This is a genomic window from Kitasatospora sp. LaBMicrA B282, from assembly GCF_050325825.1.
Lineage (GTDB): Bacteria > Actinomycetota > Actinomycetes > Streptomycetales > Streptomycetaceae > Kitasatospora.
Window position 1 is genome coordinate 1 of sequence record NZ_JBNQTI010000071.1, and the last position, 18,289, is coordinate 18,289.

The 18,289-nt window shown below is 76.1% G+C and carries 14 protein-coding genes and 1 riboswitch; of the genes, 7 read left to right on the forward strand and 7 right to left on the reverse strand.

Annotation, left to right across the window (positions count from 1 at the left end; genetic code table 11):
• Positions 1-211 precede the first annotated feature (211 nt).
• The 3 genes from ACQRUO_RS20660 to ACQRUO_RS20670 all read right to left on the reverse strand — a co-directional run bounded on the left by ACQRUO_RS20660 (position 212) and on the right by ACQRUO_RS20670 (position 4,303).
• The gene (locus ACQRUO_RS20660; protein WP_428317469.1) at positions 212-1,648 is read right to left on the reverse strand and encodes a hypothetical protein; all 1,437 of its coding nucleotides are present in this window, start codon (positions 1,646-1,648) and stop codon (positions 212-214) included.
• Between the two features lie 594 nt (positions 1,649-2,242).
• The gene (locus tag ACQRUO_RS20665; protein ID WP_428317470.1) at positions 2,243-3,370 is read right to left on the reverse strand and encodes an alpha/beta hydrolase family protein; all 1,128 of its coding nucleotides are present in this window, start codon (positions 3,368-3,370) and stop codon (positions 2,243-2,245) included.
• A 213-nt stretch (positions 3,371-3,583) separates the two neighbouring features.
• A complete protein-coding gene (locus ACQRUO_RS20670; protein WP_428317471.1) occupies positions 3,584-4,303 on the reverse strand; it encodes a helix-turn-helix domain-containing protein in 720 nt (239 codons plus the stop codon).
• 269 nt (positions 4,304-4,572) lie between these two features.
• Positions 4,573-4,705, forward strand: a riboswitch (cobalamin riboswitch).
• A 56-nt stretch (positions 4,706-4,761) separates the two neighbouring features.
• Between ACQRUO_RS20670 and ACQRUO_RS20675 the strand changes: the two genes are divergently transcribed.
• From ACQRUO_RS20675 to ACQRUO_RS20695, 5 genes are read left to right on the forward strand one after another with little or no spacing between them, the layout of a single operon-like run.
• A complete protein-coding gene (locus ACQRUO_RS20675) occupies positions 4,762-5,730 on the forward strand; it encodes a cobalamin biosynthesis protein (protein WP_428317472.1) in 969 nt (322 codons plus the stop codon).
• Positions 5,727-7,274: a cobyric acid synthase gene (locus tag ACQRUO_RS20680; RefSeq protein ID WP_428317473.1), complete on the forward strand. Its 1,548-nt coding sequence runs from the start codon at positions 5,727-5,729 to the stop codon at positions 7,272-7,274. The genes ACQRUO_RS20675 and ACQRUO_RS20680 overlap by 4 nt, the downstream gene beginning before the upstream one ends.
• A gap of 35 nt (positions 7,275-7,309) precedes the next feature.
• Positions 7,310-9,388, forward strand: a complete 2,079-nt coding sequence (locus ACQRUO_RS20685) for a putative cobaltochelatase (protein ID WP_428317503.1) — start codon at positions 7,310-7,312, stop codon at positions 9,386-9,388.
• A 4-nt stretch (positions 9,389-9,392) separates the two neighbouring features.
• On the forward strand, positions 9,393-9,989 hold the full coding sequence (gene cobO / locus ACQRUO_RS20690) for a cob(I)yrinic acid a,c-diamide adenosyltransferase (RefSeq protein ID WP_428317474.1): 597 nt from the start codon (positions 9,393-9,395) through the stop codon (positions 9,987-9,989).
• Positions 9,990-10,000: 11 nt separating this feature from the next.
• Positions 10,001-11,368 carry a cobyrinate a,c-diamide synthase gene (locus ACQRUO_RS20695; protein ID WP_428317475.1) on the forward strand — a complete coding sequence of 456 codons (1,368 nt, stop codon included), beginning with the start codon at positions 10,001-10,003 and terminating at the stop codon, positions 11,366-11,368.
• Between the two features lie 219 nt (positions 11,369-11,587).
• Here ACQRUO_RS20695 and ACQRUO_RS20700 read toward each other — a convergent pair whose 3' ends face one another.
• Entirely contained in the window at positions 11,588-12,598 is a 1,011-nt protein-coding gene (locus ACQRUO_RS20700) for a quinone oxidoreductase family protein (protein ID WP_428317476.1), read from the reverse strand.
• 692 nt (positions 12,599-13,290) lie between these two features.
• Positions 13,291-14,016: an SDR family NAD(P)-dependent oxidoreductase gene (locus tag ACQRUO_RS20705; protein ID WP_428317477.1), complete on the reverse strand. Its 726-nt coding sequence runs from the start codon at positions 14,014-14,016 to the stop codon at positions 13,291-13,293.
• Positions 14,017-14,065: 49 nt separating this feature from the next.
• Between ACQRUO_RS20705 and ACQRUO_RS20710 the strand changes: the two genes are divergently transcribed.
• Positions 14,066-14,608, forward strand: a complete 543-nt coding sequence (locus tag ACQRUO_RS20710) for a MarR family winged helix-turn-helix transcriptional regulator (protein ID WP_428317478.1) — start codon at positions 14,066-14,068, stop codon at positions 14,606-14,608.
• Between the two features lie 14 nt (positions 14,609-14,622).
• On the opposite strand, the gene ACQRUO_RS20715 is transcribed toward ACQRUO_RS20710, so the two are convergent.
• Positions 14,623-15,501, reverse strand: a complete 879-nt coding sequence (locus tag ACQRUO_RS20715; protein WP_428317479.1) for an alkaline phosphatase family protein — start codon at positions 15,499-15,501, stop codon at positions 14,623-14,625.
• Between the two features lie 166 nt (positions 15,502-15,667).
• On the opposite strand from ACQRUO_RS20715, the gene cobC reads away from it, so the two are divergent.
• The gene (cobC, locus tag ACQRUO_RS20720; RefSeq protein ID WP_428317480.1) at positions 15,668-17,191 is read left to right on the forward strand and encodes an Rv2231c family pyridoxal phosphate-dependent protein CobC; all 1,524 of its coding nucleotides are present in this window, start codon (positions 15,668-15,670) and stop codon (positions 17,189-17,191) included.
• A gap of 61 nt (positions 17,192-17,252) precedes the next feature.
• On the opposite strand, the gene ACQRUO_RS20725 is transcribed toward cobC, so the two are convergent.
• Positions 17,253-18,242 carry an ArsR/SmtB family transcription factor gene (locus ACQRUO_RS20725; protein ID WP_428317481.1) on the reverse strand — a complete coding sequence of 330 codons (990 nt, stop codon included), beginning with the start codon at positions 18,240-18,242 and terminating at the stop codon, positions 17,253-17,255.
• Positions 18,243-18,289: the final 47 nt, after the last annotated feature.

Consider the following 18,289-nt stretch of genomic DNA (forward strand, 5'->3'; position numbering starts at 1 on the left):
CCCCCCCTCTCCTCCCCCCCCCCCCCCCCCCCCCTCCCCACCCCTCCCCCCCTCTCCCCCACCCCCCTCCCCCCCCCTCCCTCTTTTTTTCGGGTCCCGCGGCGTTCGTGGCTCCCGGGAGCGTGCCGGGCGTCCGGGGGCGGGGTCCTGGAGGCCGTCCTGAGGGCGGCCCGGTGGGCGTCCTGGGGGTCCCGGCCGGGGGGGTTGGCGGTCAGGCCCCGCCGTGGTGGACGCTGAAGGCCGAGCGGCGGGCGGCCCGGGCCACCGCCGGGTCCGGGTGCACCCCGGCGACCGCGGTCAGCACCGAGGCGGCGCGGGCGTGCCCCGACTGCCGGGCCCGGGCGAACAGCCGGACCGGGTCGCCGGCGCTGGCGCCCTCGACGTGGCCGACCAGCAGCTCCGTCTCGCCGTGGTCCAGCACCGCGGCCGCGGTGTCCACCCAGAGCCAGGCGGCGTCCTCCGCGCTCAGCACGTCGGACGGGACCACCCCGTCCTCCTCCGACTGCTCGGCCAGCCAGAGCAGCGCGTAGGGGCGCAGCACCGGCTCGTCCGTGGCGGCGCGCACCGCCTGCTCGGCGGTGCCGCCGGCCACCCGCAGCGCCTCGAAGGCGAGCCCGCGCAGCAGCGCGTCCTCGCCCCGGGCGGCCTCCAGCAGCTCGGCCACCGCGCGGTCCGCGGGCCGGGCCGCGACCCAGGCCCGGTACTCGGCGCGGGCCGGGCCGGGCGTGTAGTGGGCGCAGGCGTCCAGCAGCTCCAGGGCGCCCTGCTCGATGTGACCGGCCGCGGTCTGCGCGACCGTGCAGATCTCCTCCAGCTTGGCCCGCACCGCCCAGTGCCCGAGCCGGGAGAGCTCGGCGGCGGCGTCCACCCGGGTCAGCGCGCCGACGGCGGCCAGGCCGTCCAGCATCCAGTCCAGCACCGCGGCGATGTCGGAGGTGGCCGCCGGGGTGTCCACCTGCGGCTCCCGGCAGGTCCCGCGCACCGCGGAGACCGCGGAGGCCGCGTGCGGCACCGGGGAGAGGGTGGCGAAGCCGGAGCCGGCGCCGATCCGGCGCTCGTCCAGGCCGCGGCGGAGCAGCTCCAGCAGCTCCGACTCGACCACCGGCCCGTCCACCAGGTGCAGGAAGGAGAGCAGCTGCGGGGCCTGGTCGACGGCCTGGCCGGCCAGCACGGCGAAGACCCCGCGCAGCGCGGCCGGCGGCACCGGGGCGAGCAGCGTCCAGGCGTCGAACAGCCCGGACCAGCCGCGCAGCACCGCCTCGTCGTCGTGCTCCCAGGCGTGCAGCCGCCAGCCCGGGCCGGCGCCGCCGTCCCGCAGCTCGACCAGGCCGACCAGCAGGGCCTGGCCCCAGGCCTTGGCCGCGGCGCCGACCGTCATGGCCAACGCCCGACCGGCCGCCCGGGCGTCGTCGGGGAGCAGCTCGCCACGCTTGTCGACGGCCGCCAGCTCACCGGCCCAGCGGGCGACCCGGACCGCGTCGGCGAGCATCAGGCGGGCCGCGGGGGCCAGCTCGGCGGGGCCGGGGAAGCCCTCGGGCAGCGGCACCCGGCCGCGGCCCGGGGCGGGCTTGGGAGTGCGCCTGCGGGCGGCGGGGCGGCCCGGCTGCACCACCTCGGCGCGGCGGGCCGTGCCGGGTAGGCGGGTCACCGTCGCGCCGGTACCCGAGGTCGGCGGGAGCGGGGCATCACGGTCGCGCGGATTCCGAGACGTCACGCCGTGCAGTCTTCCCCGTGTACCGGGCTTCTGTCACATCGAGTTCGGCGCGTCTTCGCCAGCGAGGGGTGGCTGGGCCGAGCGACTCGGGGCAAGAACGGCCAAACCGGGCCCGGCGATGGCCCGGTGACCTGTGCACGACAGTAGCGGTGCCACGGACCGTGGTCAAGGGGTGACCCAGTGCGCTCCCCAGGGGAAACCGGCGGGAAACGGCGGAAGTACCGGGGAACCCCGGCGAAAGATCACGAAGCCGGAGCAAGGTGGGCAGAGCGCGGGGAACGGGGGTGCGGCGGGGGTGCGGCGGGGGTGCGGCGGGGGTGCGGCGGGGGCAGCAAACCGGGGCAAACGGGTGCATCCGGGGCCGGCCGGGGGGCGACCGAGGGCGGCCGGCGGGCGGCGGGCACCCCCGGCGCGGTTCGTGGCGGTGGGGCGCCGCGGGGCCGGTCGGCGGTGGGACGGGCGCGGGAAACGCCGGGAAACGGCGGGAAACAGCCACCCGGTCGGCTGGAAGTGGGGTCGGGCCGGAGGCTAGAGCAGCGGGGTCAGGAACCGGCGCAGGGCCTCCTCGTAGGCGTGCGCGTCGGCGTTCCACAGGGCGGCGTGCGCGGCGCCCGGGATCGGGCGCAGGCTCACCAGGTCGGGCCGCCGGTCGGCCAGCCGGCGGGCGTCGGCGAACGGCGCCACCGTGTCCTGCGGGCTGTGCAGCAGCAGCGTGGGGGCCGCCAGGTCGGTGCCGGCCGCCAGCCGGTCGAAGCCCACCGGGTCCACCCCCGTGCGCCCCTCCGCGGCCAACGCGCCCAGCCGGCCCGCCAGTGCGCCCACCTTCCCCGACCGGGCCGCCACCCCGCGCACCGAGGCCGACCAGTCCAGCACCGGCGAGTCCAGGATCAGCCCGGCCAGCTCCCCCCGGTACTCCGACTCCGCGGCGCAGCGCAGCACCGTCGCCCCGCCGATCGACCACCCGTACAGCACGATCCGCCCGGCCCCCGCCTCCTTGGCGAACCGGATCGCCGCCTCGACGTCGCGCCACTCGGTCTCGCCGAAGTGCCCGATCCCGTCCGGCGAGGCGGGCGCCCCCTGGTCGCCCCGGTAGCTGGCCACCAGCGCGGGCAGCTTCAGCCGCCTGAGCAGCGGCAGCACCGGCAGTGCCTGGCGGCGGTCGGCCAGCCGGCCGTGCACCGCGATCACCCAGGTGCCGCGCACCGCCGGGACGTACCAGGCGGGCAGCGCGCCCAGCTCGCCGTCCACCAGCACGTCCAGGTAGTCCAGCCCGCAGGCGGAGGCCGGGTCGCCGCGCAGCACCCGCGGGCTCAGCTCCACCTCGGTACCGCTCTGCAACGGGCTGCCGGCGGTCAGCTCCAGCCGGCGGGTCACGGTCTGCGGGCCGGTCCGCAGCACCCGGCCGACCACCGCGTGCCCGCCGGCCCAGTCCAACGCGTAACGGCCGCGCCGGGCGGCGGCCACCGTGCGGGTCAGCTCCACCTCGTCCCCGCCCACCCGGTGCACCCGCAGCGCGGGCTCGCCCACCGGCGCCCCGCTCTCGGCGAGCTCGGGGCGCAGGCTCAGGTCGGAGACCCGGCGCCCGATCAGCAGGACGGCCGCACCCGCGGCGGCGGCGACGGCGGTGGCCGCGACGGCGGCGGTTCCCCAACGCATGGCTCTCCCCACGGTGGTGACCGGGATTCGGTGTCTGGGATTCGGTGTCTGGGATTCGGTGTCTGGGATTCGGAGACGACCGTCCCAGTCCACCCCGCCCCCGCCCACCCGGCCACCGCAGCGCCGCCGTCCGGGCAGCGGCAGCTCACCTGCCTCACCTACACCTGGCCCGCCACGCCGGCCGCCCCAGCGGGATCCCCGCCCACGCCCGCCTCAGACCTTCAGCGCGCCCCGGTAGCGCCGGGCCAGCAGGGACCAGAAGCGGTCGACCGGGGACGCCCCCGCCTCCGTCGCCTGGCCCGTGGCGGGTGCGGGGCCGCCCCAGTTGCCGGTGCCCCAGTGGCCGCTGGTGGCCTGGCGCTCGTTCTGCAGGGCCGCGAGCACCCCGGCCAGGGTGTCCGCGGGCACCGGGAGGAGGCGGGACACCGGCTTCAGCTGGGCCTGCCAGCGGCCGTCCAGGCACTGGCGCACCCGCTGCTCCAGTTCGGCGTCCGCGCCCTGCAGCCGGACCAGGTCGCGCAGGCTCACCTCGAGCGCCTCGCAGAGGGCGGCGCTCTGTTCCGGGTCGCCGGTCCAGCGCCCGCTCAGCTCGGCGGCGGCGTAGCCGCGCAGGCCCATGCCGATCCGGCTCGCGGCCTGCTGCTGGGTCAGTTCCCGGGCCACCCGGAAGTCGCGCAGGGCGACCGGGGTGGTGCCCATCAGTTCGGCCGCCGGGCACCAGAGCGCCCGGCCGAGGGCGATCAGCTCGTCCTCGGTGGGGCGGATCTCGCCGTTCTCCCAGCCGGCCACGTGGGTGGGCAGCAGTCGCACCCCGTGCGCGGCCAGCGCGTGGGCCACCTGGTCGGTGGTCAGGCCGAGCAGGACCCGGTGCTCGCGCGCGGCGTGCGGGGAGAACGGGACCGGGGTGGGGGCCGGCGGCCGGCTTCTTCGCATGCGCCGACGCTAGGGCCGGGGCCGCCGGGCCCCCAGCCGCTGAACGCACGAAGCCGGGTTCTGGGCCGTCTGCCGCCCTTGGACGAATCACCAGCGCGGCCCCCACGACCTGCACCGGGGATCGGAGGTCCTCACGCTTCCGGCCCGCGGCCCGCTGGTGTGACCCCGGGCGACCGCCGGTGACCTCGTGTGAGCAAGACGGCCGGTGACCTGGTTGACTCCCGCTTCGCGGGCGTGATGGGATCCTTGGGCCGAACGGAGGCAAGGAGAGGAAGCCGGTGCGAATCCGGCGCGGTCCCGCCACTGTCACCGGGAGCACGCCCGACACACGGTCACGGCGGTCCGTCACAGGGCCGCGGGAAGGCCCGGGCGTGCGTCAACCACCCGGGGAGCCAGGAGACTCTCGCCGCCGGTCACGTCGATCCAGGGCGCGGACCCTGAGTGAGGACACGCAACAGATGGCGGGGGTACTCCACCGCGCGCTGCCGTACGCCGTGGGCGCCCTGGCCGGCTACGCCGCCGACGCCCGGTTCGGCGACCCCGAACGCGGCCACCCGGTGGCACTCTTCGGCCGGGCCGCCGGCCGCCTGGAGCGCACGCTGTGGCGCGACCACCGGGGCGCGGGCGCCCTGCACACCGCGCTGAGCGTGGGCGCGGTCGCCGCCGGCGCCCACGGACTCACCCGACTGCTCGGCCGCGAACGGGCCGCGGGCACCGCCCTGCTGACCGCCGGTGCCACCTTCAGCGTGCTCGGCGGCAGTTCGCTGGTCCGCGAGGCCCGCACGGTCGGCGCCGCGCTGCAGGCCGGCGACCTGGCCGCCGCCCGCCGCCGGCTGCCGCACCTGTGCGGGCGCGACCCGAGCGCGCTGGACGAGCAGCAGATCGCCCGCGCGGTGGTCGAGTCGGTGGCCGAGAACACCGCCGACGCCGTGGTCAACGCCCTGGTCTGGGGTGCGGTCGCGGGCGCGCCCGGGCTGCTGGCCTTCCGCGCGGTCAACACCCTGGACGCGATGGTTGGTCACAAGTCCCCGCGCTACCGCCGGTTCGGCTGGGCGGCGGCCCGCCTGGACGACGTGGCCGGCTGGCCGGGCGCCCGGCTGACCGCGCTGCTCACCGTGGCCGCCGCCGAGCAGCGCGACCGGGCCTGGCGGGTCTGGCGCCGGGACGGCTCCGCGCACCCCAGTCCGAACGCGGGCCAGGCCGAGTCCTCCTTCGCCGGCGCGCTCGGGGTGCGGCTCGGCGGCACCCTGCAGTATGGGGAGCGCACCGAGCACCGCCCGGTGCTGGGCGCCGAGCTGCGCCCGGTCGCGGTGACCGACATCGAACGCGCCTGCCGGCTCTCCCGCCGGGTCGGGCTGCTGGCACTGGGGACCACGGTGGCGGTGCGGACCGCCGTGCTGTCGCTGTCGCGGAGGGGACGCACGTGAGCAACGCGTTGTTGGTGGCCGGGACCACCTCGGACGCCGGGAAGAGCGTGGTGACCGCCGGCATCTGCCGCTGGCTGGTCCGCCGGGGCGTCAAGGTGGCGCCGTTCAAGGCGCAGAACATGTCGCTCAACTCGATGGTCACCCTGGACGGCGCCGAGATCGGCCGGGCCCAGGTGATGCAGGCGCAGGCCGCCCGGGTCGAGCCGGAGGCGGCGATGAACCCGGTGCTGCTCAAGCCCGGCGCGGACGGCCGCAGCCAGGTGGTGCTGCTCGGCAGGCCGATCGCCGAGGTCGGCGCGCTGGACTACCGGCAGCGCAAGCCCTACCTGTTGGAGCGCTCGCTGGAGTGCCTGGCCGACCTGCGCCGCCGGTTCGACGTGGTGGTCTGCGAGGGCGCCGGCTCGCCGGCCGAGATCAACCTGCGCGACGGGGACATCGCCAACATGGGCCTGGCCCGGGCCGCCGGGCTGCCGGTGGTGGTGGTCGGCGACATCGACCGCGGCGGGGTGTTCGCCGCGATGTTCGGCACCCTGGCGCTGCTCTGCGCCGAGGACCAGGCGCTGGTGGCCGGCTGGCTGGTGAACAAGTTCCGCGGCGACGCCCGGCTGCTGAAGCCCGGCCTGGACATGCTGCACGAGCTGACCGGCCGTCCGGTGCTCGGCACCCTGCCGATGCTGTCCGGGCTCTGGCTGGACGCCGAGGACTCGCTGGACCTGGCGAGCGTGGTGGACCGGGCCTCGGCGGGCCCGGTCGGCGCGGACGTGCTGCGGGTGGCGGTGCTGCGCTTCCCGCGGCTGTCCAACTTCACCGACCTGGACGCGCTGGCCCAGGAGCCCGGGGTGCTGGTCCGCTGGGCCACCCGCCCCGAGGAGCTGGCCGACGCCGACCTGGTGGTGCTGCCCGGCACCCGGGCCACCGTGGCCGACCTGGCCTGGCTGCGCGAGCGCGGCCTGGAGCCGGCGCTGCGCGAGCGGGCCGCGGCCGGGCGCCCGGTGCTCGGCGTCTGCGGCGGCTACCAGATGCTCGGGCGGCGGATCACCGACGAGGTGGAGTCCGGCGCCGGCGAGGTGCCCGGGCTGGGGCTGCTGCCCACCGAGGTGGTCTTCGGACGGGAGAAGGTGCTCGGCCGGCCGGTGGGCGAGGCCTACGGCGAGCGGGTCGAGGGGTACGAGATCCACCACGGCGTGGTGACGGTGGACGGCGGGGACAGGTTCATCTCCGATGACGAAGGACGGAGCCTCGACGGCTGCCGAGAGGGGTCCGTCTGGGGGACCACCTGGCACGGTGCGCTGGAGAACGACGGCTTCCGCCGGGCCTTCCTGCGCGAGGTCGCGGCGCTGGCCGGCCGGGCCTTCGTACCGGCCCCGGACACCTGCTTCGCGGCCGCCCGGGAGGAGCGGCTGGACCGGCTGGGGGATCTGATCGAGGAGCACTCCGACACGGACGCACTGTGGCGGCTGATCGAGGGCGGACCGGGCGGCGCGCTGCCGTTCGTCCCGCCGGGAGCGCCTGCGGCGCGCGCAATGGAGGGTGACCGCCTGTGACCGACATCCGATACCCGTTTACCGCGATCGTCGGGATGGCGGACCTGCGGCTCGGCCTGCTGCTCAACGCGGTCTCGCCGTCCGTCGGCGGGGTGCTGGTGCGCGGCGAGAAGGGCACCGCCAAGTCGACCATGGTGCGCGCGCTGGCCGGGCTGCTGCCGTCGATCGCGGTGGTCGCCGACTGCCGGTTCGCCTGCGACCCCACCGCCCCGGACCCGCAGTGCCCGGACGGACCGCACCCCGGCGCCGCCGCCGAGCGGCCTGCCAGTCTGGTCGAGCTGCCGGTCGGCGTCACCGAGGACCGGATCGTCGGCTCGCTGGACCTGGAGCGGGCGCTGGCCGAGGGCGTCAAGGCGTACGAGCCGGGCCTGCTGGCCCGGGCGCACCGCGGCGTGCTCTACATCGACGAGGTCAACCTGCTCCAGGACCACGTGGTGGACCTGCTGCTGGACGCCGCCGCGATGGGCCGCAGCTACGTGGAGCGCGAGGGCGTCTCGGTGCGGCATGCGGCCCGCTTCCTGCTGGTCGGCACGATGAACCCGGAGGAGGGCGAGCTGCGGCCGCAGCTGCTGGACCGGTTCGGGCTCACCGTGGAGATCGCCGCCACCCGGGACCCGGTGGAGCGGGCCGAGGTGGTGCGCCGCCGGCTCGCCTTCGACGCCGACCCGACCGGCTTCGCCGCCGCTTACGCGGACGCCGAGCGCGAGCTGGCCGCGCGGATCACCACCGCCCGCGCGCTGCTGCCCGAGGTGCGGTTGGGCGACGCGGCGCTGCGTCAGATCACCGCGGTCTGCGCCTCGTTCGAGGTGGACGGGCTGCGCGCGGACATCGTGATGGCCCGCACCGCGGTCGCGCTGGCCGCCTGGTCCGGGCGGACCGCGGTCACCGAGGACGACGTGCGGCAGGCCGCCCGGCTGGCGCTGCCGCACCGCCGGCGGCGCAACCCGTTCGACGCGCCCGGGCTGGACGAGGAGCAGCTGGAGCGGGCGCTGCGCGAGCACCGCGACCCGGAGCCCGAGGCGGAGCCCGAGCCGCCGGAGGCGCCGGACTCGCCCGACTCCCCGGACTCGCCCGACTCCCCGGACGACGGCGGGCCGGGCGACGGACCCGACGGCGGCCCGGACGGCCCGAACGGCGGCGGCGCCCCCGCCCCCGACCGTGCCGAGCCGCCCGCCGCCACCCCCGACACCACCGCCGACACGGCCGCCGACGCCGAGCCCGCCCCCGCGCTGCCCCGCCCCGCCCCCGGCCCGGCCCGCGAGTCGGCTCCGGTGGCGGCCGGCGACCCGTACCGCACCCGGCTCTTCCGGGTGCCGGGCACCGGCCGGGGCGCCCAGGGCCGCCGCTCCCCCGCCGAGACCGAGAGCGGGCACACCATCCGGGCCCGCCGCCCCCAGGGCCGGCTGACCCGGCTGCACCTGTCCGCCACCCTGCAGGCCGCCGCACCGCACCAGGTGGCCCGCGGCCGCAGCGGGCGGGCCCTGCTGCTGCGCGGCGACGACCTGCGCGAGCAGGTGCGCCGGGGGCGCGAGGCCAACCTGGTGCTCTTCGTGGTGGACGCCTCCGGGTCGATGGCGGCCCGGCAGCGGATGACCGCGGTCAAGGGCGCGGTGCTCTCGCTGCTGATGGACGCCTACCAGCGCCGGGACAAGATCGGCATGATCACCTTCCGCGGTGCCGGGGCCGAACTGGCCCTGCCGCCCACCTCCTCGGTCGAGGTCGGCGCCGCCCGGCTGGACCGGCTGCCCACCGGCGGTCGCACCCCGCTGGCCGCCGGACTGCTGCGGGCCCACGAGGTGCTGCGGATCGAGCGACTGCGCGACCCGCTGCGCCGGCCGCTGCTGGTGCTGGTCACCGACGGCCGGGCCACCGGCGGCCGGGCCGCACTCGCCGACGCCGAGCGGGCCGCCGGCCTGCTGGCCGCCCAGGGCACCGCGGCCGTGGTGCTGGACTGCGAGTCGGGCCCGGTCCGGCTCGGCCTGGCCCGCACCCTGGCCACCCGGCTGAACGCCACCGCCGTCACCCTGGACGAGCTGCGCGCCGAGGGCGTCGCCGCCCTGGTGCACGCGCACCGATCGCTCTCCCCCTCCCCCTCCTCGCGAAAGGCAGCGTGACCTGATGCCGCAGGGCAAGCCCGAGGTCGTCCCCGACGACGGCCTGACCACCCGTCAGCGCCGCACCCAGCCGATCACCGCCGTGCACACCGGCCCCGGCAAGGGCAAGTCCACCGCCGCCTTCGGGATGGCGCTGCGGGCCTGGAACCAGGGCTGGCCGATCGGGGTGTTCCAGTTCGTCAAGTCCGCCAAGTGGAAGGTGGGCGAGGAGAACGCGCTGAAGGTGCTGGGCGCCTCCGGCGAGGGCGGCAGCGTCGTCTGGCACAAGATGGGCGAGGGCTGGTCCTGGGTGCAGCGGGATCTGGACTCCAGCGAGGAGGCCGCCAAGGAGGGCTGGGAGCAGGTCAAGCGCGACCTGGCTGCCGAGACCTACCGGCTGTACGTGCTCGACGAGTTCACCTATCCGATGCACTGGGGCTGGGTCGACGTGGCCGAGGTGGTCGAGGTGCTGCGGAACCGCCCCGGCAACCAGCACGTGGTGATCACCGGCCGCTACGCGCCCGAGCCGCTGCTCGAACTGGCCGACCTGGTCACCGAGATGACCAAGGTGAAGCACCCGATGGACGCCGGCCGCAAGGGCCAGCGCGGGATCGAGTGGTAGGAACCTCCGCTGTGTCGCACCTCCCCCGGGTCGTCATCGCCGCGCCCTCCTCGGGCGCCGGCAAGACCACCGTCGCCACCGGCCTGATGGCCGCGCTCACCGCGCGCGGCCTCAAGGTCTCCCCGCACAAGGTCGGGCCCGACTACATCGACCCCGGCTACCACGGCCTGGCCACCGGCCGCCCCGGCCGCAACCTGGACGCCTTCATGTGCGGGCCCGAGCTGATCGCCCCGCTGCTGAAGCACGGCGCGGCCGGTGCCGACCTGGCCGTGGTCGAGGGCGTGATGGGCATGTTCGACGGCGCCTCCGGGCGCGGCGAACTGGCCTCCACCGCCCAGGTCGCCAAGCTGCTGCGGGCCCCGGTGGTGCTGGTCGTCGACGGCTCGGCGCAGTCCCGCTCGGTGGCGGCGCTGGTGCACGGCTTCGCCTCCTGGGACCCCGAGGTGCGACTCGCCGGGGTGATCCTCAACCGGGTCGCCTCCGACCGCCACGAGGACCTGCTGCGCGAGGCCCTGGCCGAGGGCTCGGGCGTCCCGGTCCTGGGCGCGGTGCGCCGCACCGCGGCCGTGGCCACGCCCTCCCGCCACCTCGGCCTGGTGCCGGTCGTGGAGCGCTCGGCGGAGGCGCTGCGCGCGGTGCACGACATGGGCGAACTGATCGCCGCCTCGGTGGACCTGGACGCGGTCCTGGCCCTGGCCCGCTCCGCACCCCCGCTGCACGCACCCGCCTGGGACCCCGCCGCGGAGGTGACCCCGGTCGCCGCCCGCCCCCGGATCGCCCTCGCCGCCGGCCCCGCCTTCTCCTTCGCGTACGCCGAGAACGCCGAACTGCTGGCCGCGGCGGGCGCCGAGGTGCTGCCCTTCGACCCGCTGCACGACACCACCCTGCCGGACCGGGTCGCCGGACTGGTGATCGGCGGCGGCTTCCCCGAGGTGTACGCCGCTGAACTGAGCGAGAACGCCCCCCTGCGCACCGCCATCACCGACCTGGCCGCCACCGGCGCACCGATCGCCGCGGAGTGCGCCGGCCTGCTCTACCTGGGACGCGAACTGGACGGCCGCCCGATGTGCGGCGTGCTCGACACGACGGCCCGGATGACCGAACGCCTCACCCTCGGCTACCGCGAGGCCGTCGCGCTGCACGACAGCCCCCTCGCCACCACCGGCACCCGCGCCCGCGGCCACGAGTTCCACCGCACCACCTGCACCCCACCCGCCGGCCCCGCCCCCGCCTGGGCCTGGCGCACCCCCACCGGCACCCCCCACCGCGAGGGCTTCACCACGGCCAACGTCCACGCCAGCTACCTCCACCTCCACTGGGCGGGGGCACCGGCGATGGCCGAGCGCTTCGTGGGGGTGGCAGCGGGGGCGGGGGGCTAGCGTTCGACGGTGATGCCGTGGGATGCGAACCAGGCGGTCGCCCGGACGAGGAAGGCGGCGCAGGTCGGGGCGGTCTCGTCGGGCAGGTCTCTGTCCCGGGAGGTTGTGGACGGGAGAGCCGGGTCTCGACTGAGGGATCCTGAAGAGGCGTGACCCAGATAGGCCAGAAACCCGCCAGAACTTGATCTTGGCCTGCTGAGTGCCTGACGCTGTCGGGGATCAGCGCTGCGTCTCCTCCCGGCGTCCAGTAGCGGCCGCATCGGGTATGACGAGCAGCTTGCCGGTGGTACGCCGAGCCTCCAGATCGCTGTGGGCCTGGGCGGCCTCGGACAATGCGTAGCGGCCCGTCACGGTGACCTCAAGCGCCTTGGAGCGCACCCACTCGAACACTTCGGCGGCCCGTCGGAGCAGTTCGGACCGATCGGCGATGAAGTCCCCGAGGCTGGGCCGGATCAGGGTCAGCGAACCGCCGTGGGCGAGCCGAATCGGATCAAACGGCGGCACGGCACCACTTGCCGCGCCGAAGAGCACGAGATGACCGCGGGTTCGCAGGCTGGCGAGGCTCGCATCGAAGGTGTGCGCGCCGACGCCGTCGAAGACAACCGGCAGTCCCTGACCGCCGTTGAGCCGCCTCACCTCGGCTGCGAGATCGTCGACTGCGGAGGAAAGGATCACCTCGGCGGCCCCGGCACGCTTCGCCAGCTCGGCCTTCGCCGTGGTCGACGTCGTGCCGATCACCCTGCCGCCGAGATGGGTGATGAGCTGGGTCAGAAGCAGCCCCATGCCACCAGCAGCCGCATGCACGAGCACCGTGTCGCCCCCCTGAACCGGGTAGGCGTCCTTGACGAGATAGTGCGCGGTCATGCCTTGGAGGAGCACGGCGGCGGCTGTCTCGAAGCCGATATCGTCGGGCAGCGGCACCAGCCGGGAGGAGTCCACGACGGCACGCTCGGCATACGTGCCGGGAATCTCCACCCAACCGACCCGGTCCCCGACTGCGACGTCAGCGACGCCGGGTCCGACTTCGACGACCGTGCCGGCGCCCTCAGCGCCCGGGGTGAAGGGCAGCGGGAGGCTGTACCGGCCTTCGCGGTGGTAGACGTCGAGGAAGTTGACCCCGGATGCGGCGACCTCCACGATCGCCTCGCCCGGACCCGGCCGCGGCTGGTCCACCTCGGCCTCCTGCAGCACCTCGGGACCGCCCACTTCGTACACCTGAATCGCTCGCATGGCCCCACCAACCCCGTTGATGGCGATCCGATTCCCGGCAAGCAGACCAGCCCGCCACCCCCGCCGAGAGCTGAGACGCGAGATCCGAAAGAGACGGCCTAGGGGTGGCGGAGAAGTAGGGGACGCCGACTTCCGGCGCGTGAGACTGACTCGCTGCCGAAGCGCGCGGCCGCGCCCACATCCGCCGAAACGGATCCCACGGCGGCCTGACCACCCAACGCCGCGCCAGAGGTGCCCGACCACCGCTTCCCCGCCCGAGCGAAGCGAGGGACGGGTAGCGGGCGCCTGCGAGCCGCTCAGGAGGCGTGTGCGGGACTGCAGGCAGGCCCGACCGAGAGCACCGAGGTCCGGGCGGGGCAGGGGTGCGGACAGCACGGCGGCGCGAGTCTGGCTGGGGGCAGGCACCAACCGCAGGCAGGCGCCCGACCGAGCGAAGCGAGGTCCGGGCGCGCGCCCCGGGGACGGGCGGAGCGGCGGCGCGAGCATGGGTGAGGGTGGGGCGGGCACCAATCGCGGGCTCGCTCGTACGGGCGCGGCGAGATGCGGGCCAGACGGCGCAGCGCCAGCTCCGGCCACGCGGGCGGACTGGGGCACGGGCGTCAGGCGGCACCGGCGGCGGGGCAGGCCGGGCAGGCCGGGCCTCAACCGCGGCAGGCGGGCGGGGTATCGGTGGCCCCTTGCACCCGGTGCCCTCAGCGGCCGCTGAAAGTACCGCCGTTGAGGTGGAGGGTTTGGGCGGTGAGGTGGGTGGCGGCGGGGGAGGCGAGGTAGAGGGCGGTGCCGGCGAGGTCGGCGGGGGTGCCGGGGCGCTTGTTGAGGGTGTTGGTGATGTTCCAGGCGCGGCGTTCGGGTGAGATGCCGGGGCCGAAGAACTCGGTGTCCTCGATGTAGCCGGGGGCGATGGTGTTGGCGGTGATCCCGGCCGGGGCGAGTTCCTGGGCCAGGGTGAGGGTCCACGCTTCGACCGCGGCCTTGGCGGCGCCGTAGGAGCCCGAGCCGCCGCGGTGGGCGGCGATCGAGCTGATGTTGATCACTGTGCCGCCGGTGCGCAGTCGGTCCCGCAGGGCGGCGGTGACCAGGACGGCGGAGAGCAGGTTGGCGTGCAGGTTGGCCTGCCAGGCGGCGGCCAGGCCGGCCAGGCCGGGGGCCCGTTCGGCGCCGATGTCGGTGTTGCCGCCGGCGTTGTTGACCAGGACGTCGACCTGGTCGGGCAGGTCGGCCAGGGCGGCCTCGACCTGGGCCGGGTCGGCCGCGTCGAAGGCCACCGCCCGTACGGACGGGCCGAGTTCGGCGGTGGTGGCGGCCAGGACGGCGGCGCGTCGGCCGGTGATCACCACTTGGTCGCCCTGTGCGGCGAAGGCGGCGGCGACCGCCCGTCCGATGCCGGTGCCGCCGCCGGTGACGATGATCTGGCGCATCTGCGCTCCCCCTCGTTTAGGCCTAAACGTCGACTGGCAGACTAGCACCATGACGAACCCAACAGGCGACCCAACAGGCGACCCGACAGGCGACCCCGAGGACGACCTCGCCGCCGCCATCGCCCGGGCCTGGCAGCGCGAGCAGCCGCAGCTGCCGGTCGGCTCGATCCCGATCCTGACCAGGATCCGCCAGGCCGCCAAGCTGCTCACCGACGACCGCCGCCGCACCCTGACCCGGGTCGCGATGGACGACGCCACCCTCGACCTGCTCAGCACCCTGCGCCGGGCCGGCCCGCCCTACCGGCTCAGTACGCGCGAGCTGGCCGCCCGCTCGTTGATCACCGCCGGCGCGGTCACCCAGCGGGTGGACCGCGCCGAGCGGGGCGGGCTCGTGCGGCGGCTGTCGGCCGAGCCGGGGAGCCGGGCGGTCCCGGTGGAGCTGACGGCGGCCGGCCACGCGGCGGTCGAGGCGGCGGTCGGCGACCTGCTGCGGCACGAGCAGGGCCTGGTGGACGCCGCCCTGGGAGCCGAAGAGCAGGCCGAACTGGCCCGGCTGCTGGCGAAGTTGCTGGCCACCCTGCCTCGGAGTTGAGCAACACGGACGGATCAGCGCCAGATCCCCGCAATGTCCTCGGCCGCGCCCGCGGCGCCCGCGTGGCCGGGCAGGCCGGCGAGGTCCTCCAGGGTGCGGAGCAGGGAGTAGTGGGTGTAAGCGGTGGCCGAGGAGCTCCCGGGGCGCACCGGCTGACCGTAGAGCAGGGTGGGGATCAGGTTCGCCGGGCCGTTGTCGTCCTCGTCGAAGGTGACCACCAGCAGGCTGTTGTGGCTCTGCGCCCAACTCGCGTAGCCGCCGAGGTTGTTCCGCAACCAGGTGTCGCCGGTCGCCACCGAGCAGTCGTGCATGTCGTCGCACAGGTCGGGGATCACGAACCCGACCGTGGGGAGCTTGGTGTAGTCGGCCGGGAACTGGGCGAAGGTGTACGCGGTGGCGGTCGGGACGTTGCCGAAGCCGAACCACGGGTTGTGCTTCTGGGCGTACTCGCCGCTGCTGCACACCGTCGAACCCCGGGCCGGCAGCGCCTCGTTGTAGCTGGCCCAGGAGCGACCGGCGGCGAGCAGCTCGGCGCCCAGGTTGGGGGTGGTGAGCGAGCCGACGGGGACGCAGCTGTCGTCGGTGCGGCCCTGGGTGCTGCCGGAGAAGAGCGCGTAGTAGTTGGGCGCGGAGGGGTGGGTGATCGCGTGTGAGTCGGTCAGGTCGGCGCCGCCCGCCTTGAGGGTGTCGTTGAGGTAGGGGGCGTCGGGATTGCCGATGATCTGACCGTAGGCGTGGTTCTCCAGGACCACCACGAGCACGTGGTCCGGCCTGGGCACCCCGGCAGCAGTACCCGACGCAGCCGACGCCGCGGACGTGCTCACGCTCGCCGGGGCGACCGGCGCCGGGCCGGTGTCGACGCACCCGGCGAGCGACAGGACCAGCGCAGCCATGACGGCGGACAGCAGCGGGCGGCAACCTGACACGGGCGTCCTCCGGGGCGGGGCTCGCCTCCAGCCTGCCACGTCACCCGGGCCGTGGTGATCGATTGACTCGCCCAGGACCGCGTGGTGGGATTCCGGGGTCCCAGGGTGGACGGCACAGAGGGAGTACAGCGCGTTGGATGTTGCCGAGGGCGGTGTGGTGGTCGGCGTCGGGGCGAGCGCCGGGGTGGCCGAGGGCGAGCTGCTGGAACTGATCGGTGCGGCGCTGGCCGAGGCCGGACTGGCGACGGCCGCCGTGCGGCGGCTGGCCACGGTCGAGCAGCGGGCCGGCGAACCCGGACTGCTGGCGGCGGCGCGCCGGCTCGGGGTGCCGCTGGTCGGGCACCCGGCGGGCGAGCTGGCCGCGGTGCCGGTGCCGAACCCGTCCGCCGCGGTGCTCACGGCCACCGGAACGCCGAGCGTGGCGGAGGCGGCGGCGCTACTGGGCGGCGGCGAACTGCTGCTGGCGAAGCGGAAGTCGGCCAGGTCGACGGTGGCGTTGGCGAGCCTGCCCACCCCGGCGACCGAACCGGCCCCCACCCCCGACCCCGAGCCCATCTCCGACCCCACCCCCGACCCCGACCCCATCTCCGACCCCACCCCCGCCCCCGAGCCCGACCTCCGCCACCACGGCGACGCCGAGGTCCGCGCCGCCGGCCTGGTCGACCTCGCGGTCAACGTGCGCACCGGCACCCCGCCCCGCTGGCTGCGCGACGCCCTCGCCGCCGCCCTCGGCGAGCTCGCCGCCTACCCGGACCAGCGCACCGCCCACGCGGCCGTCGCCGCCCGCCACGCGCGCCCCGCGGCCGAGGTGCTGCTCACCGCGGGTGCCGCCGAGGCCTTCGTGCTGCTCGCCCGCACCCTGCGCCCGCGGCACGCGGTGGTGGTGCACCCGCAGTTCACCGAGCCCGAGGCGGCGCTGCGGGATGCCGGGGTCACGGTGCACCGGGTGCTGCTCGACCCGGCCGACGGCTTCCGGCTGACCCCGGAGGCGGTGGCCGCGGTGCCGGAGCACGCCGACCTGGTGGTGGTCGGCAACCCGACCAACCCGACCTCGGTGCTGCACCCGGCCGCGGACCTGGCCGCGCTGGCCCGGCCGGGCCGCACCCTGGTGGTGGACGAGGCGTTCATGGACACCGTGCCCGGCGAGCCCGAGTCGCTGGCCGGGCGGCGGGACCTGCCCGGGCAACTGGTGGTGCTGCGCAGCCTGACCAAGACCTGGGGGCTGGCCGGGCTGCGGATCGGCTACCTGCTGGCCCCGGCCGAGCTGGTCGTCGAACTGGGCCGGGCCCAGCCGCTCTGGCCGGTCTCCTCGCTGGGCCTGCTGGCCGCCGAACTGTGCAGCGCCGAGCCGGCGCTGGCGGAGGCGGCGGCGGCCGCCCGGCAGCTCGGCGCGGACCGGGCCCACCTGCTGGACCGGTTGGCCCGGGTGCCGGGGGTCGAGGTGGCCGGCGCGCCCGCCGCCTCCTTCGTGCTGCTCCGGCTGCCGGGCGCGGCGCTGGTCCGCGAGCGGCTGCGGACGGCCGGCTTCGCGGTGCGCCGCGGCGACACCTTCCCGGGGCTGGGCACCGACTGGCTCCGGGTGGCGGTGCGCGACCGGGCCACGGTGGACGCCTTCGTGGCGGCCCTGGAGCACTGCCTGACGACGACGAGCCGGTGACCCCTGGCGACAAGCCCAGTGACCTCCGGCGACTACGCCCCGCTGACCGGGCCGCCCCCGCTCACCCCGCCGCGCTGAGCAGCGAGTCGGCCAGCCCGGTGCGCTCGTAGAGCACCGAGCGCCCCGCCCGGTGGGCGGTGACGATGCCGGCCGCCCGCAGCGCGGTGAGGTGCTGGGAGACGCCGCCCGCCGACATCCCGGTGCGGCGGGAGAGTTCGGTGGTGGAGGCCGGCCCGGTCAGCTCGGCGAGCAGCAGCGCGCGGGAGCGCCCGAGCACCCCGGCGACCGCGTCCGGCACCGCCACCGCCGGCTGCTCCCAGAGCACCCCGACCCCGCGGCTCGGGTAGCAGAGCTGCACCGCCTCCGGCTGCGCGGTGATCAGCAGCACCGAGGGCCCGACGAACGCCGAGGGCACCAGCAGCAGCCCGCGCCCGTCCAGCCCGCCGGAGTGCCCGCAGAACGCCCGCGGCAGCCGCAGCATCTCGTCCTGCCACTCGACGTCGCTGGTCAGCCCGCTCAGCACGGCCGCGGCGCCCTCGGCGGCGAATCGGCGCGAGCGGTGCAGCAGGTCGGCCTCCAGCACGGTGCGCAGCCGGGGCCAGATCGGCGCGAGCACCACCGCCCAGTACCGGCGCAGTTCGTCGAGCAGCCGCGCCAGGCCGGCCGCCGGGTCGTGTTCCAGCTCCTGCACGGCCGGGGTCCTGACGGCCAGTTTGACCAGGTCGGCCCGGATCCGCTCGGGGGCGGTGGTGGCGAGCACGGCGAGCTCGGCCTCCAGGGCCAGGTCGGCGCGGGCGCTGGGGGTGGTCGAGGGCGGCGGTGGGTTGAGGAAGTCGGGGATGTAACCGTGCGGCTGGACCAGGTCGAGCAGCAGGCTGTCGGTCAGGCCGGCGGCGGCCAGCTTCGGCCGCGTCCGCTCGGCCCAACGGCGGTGCAGCGGGCGGGCGGTGGGCGAGCGCAGCACCCGGAGGCTGGTGACCACCTCCCAGAGCGGTGAGTACGCCAGGCGCGTCTGCGCCAGGTCGTTGGCCGAGAACCCCAGCTCCAGCACCGGTTACCCCCCGTGGATTCAGCCCTGCCTGAATGAATGGTCCAACC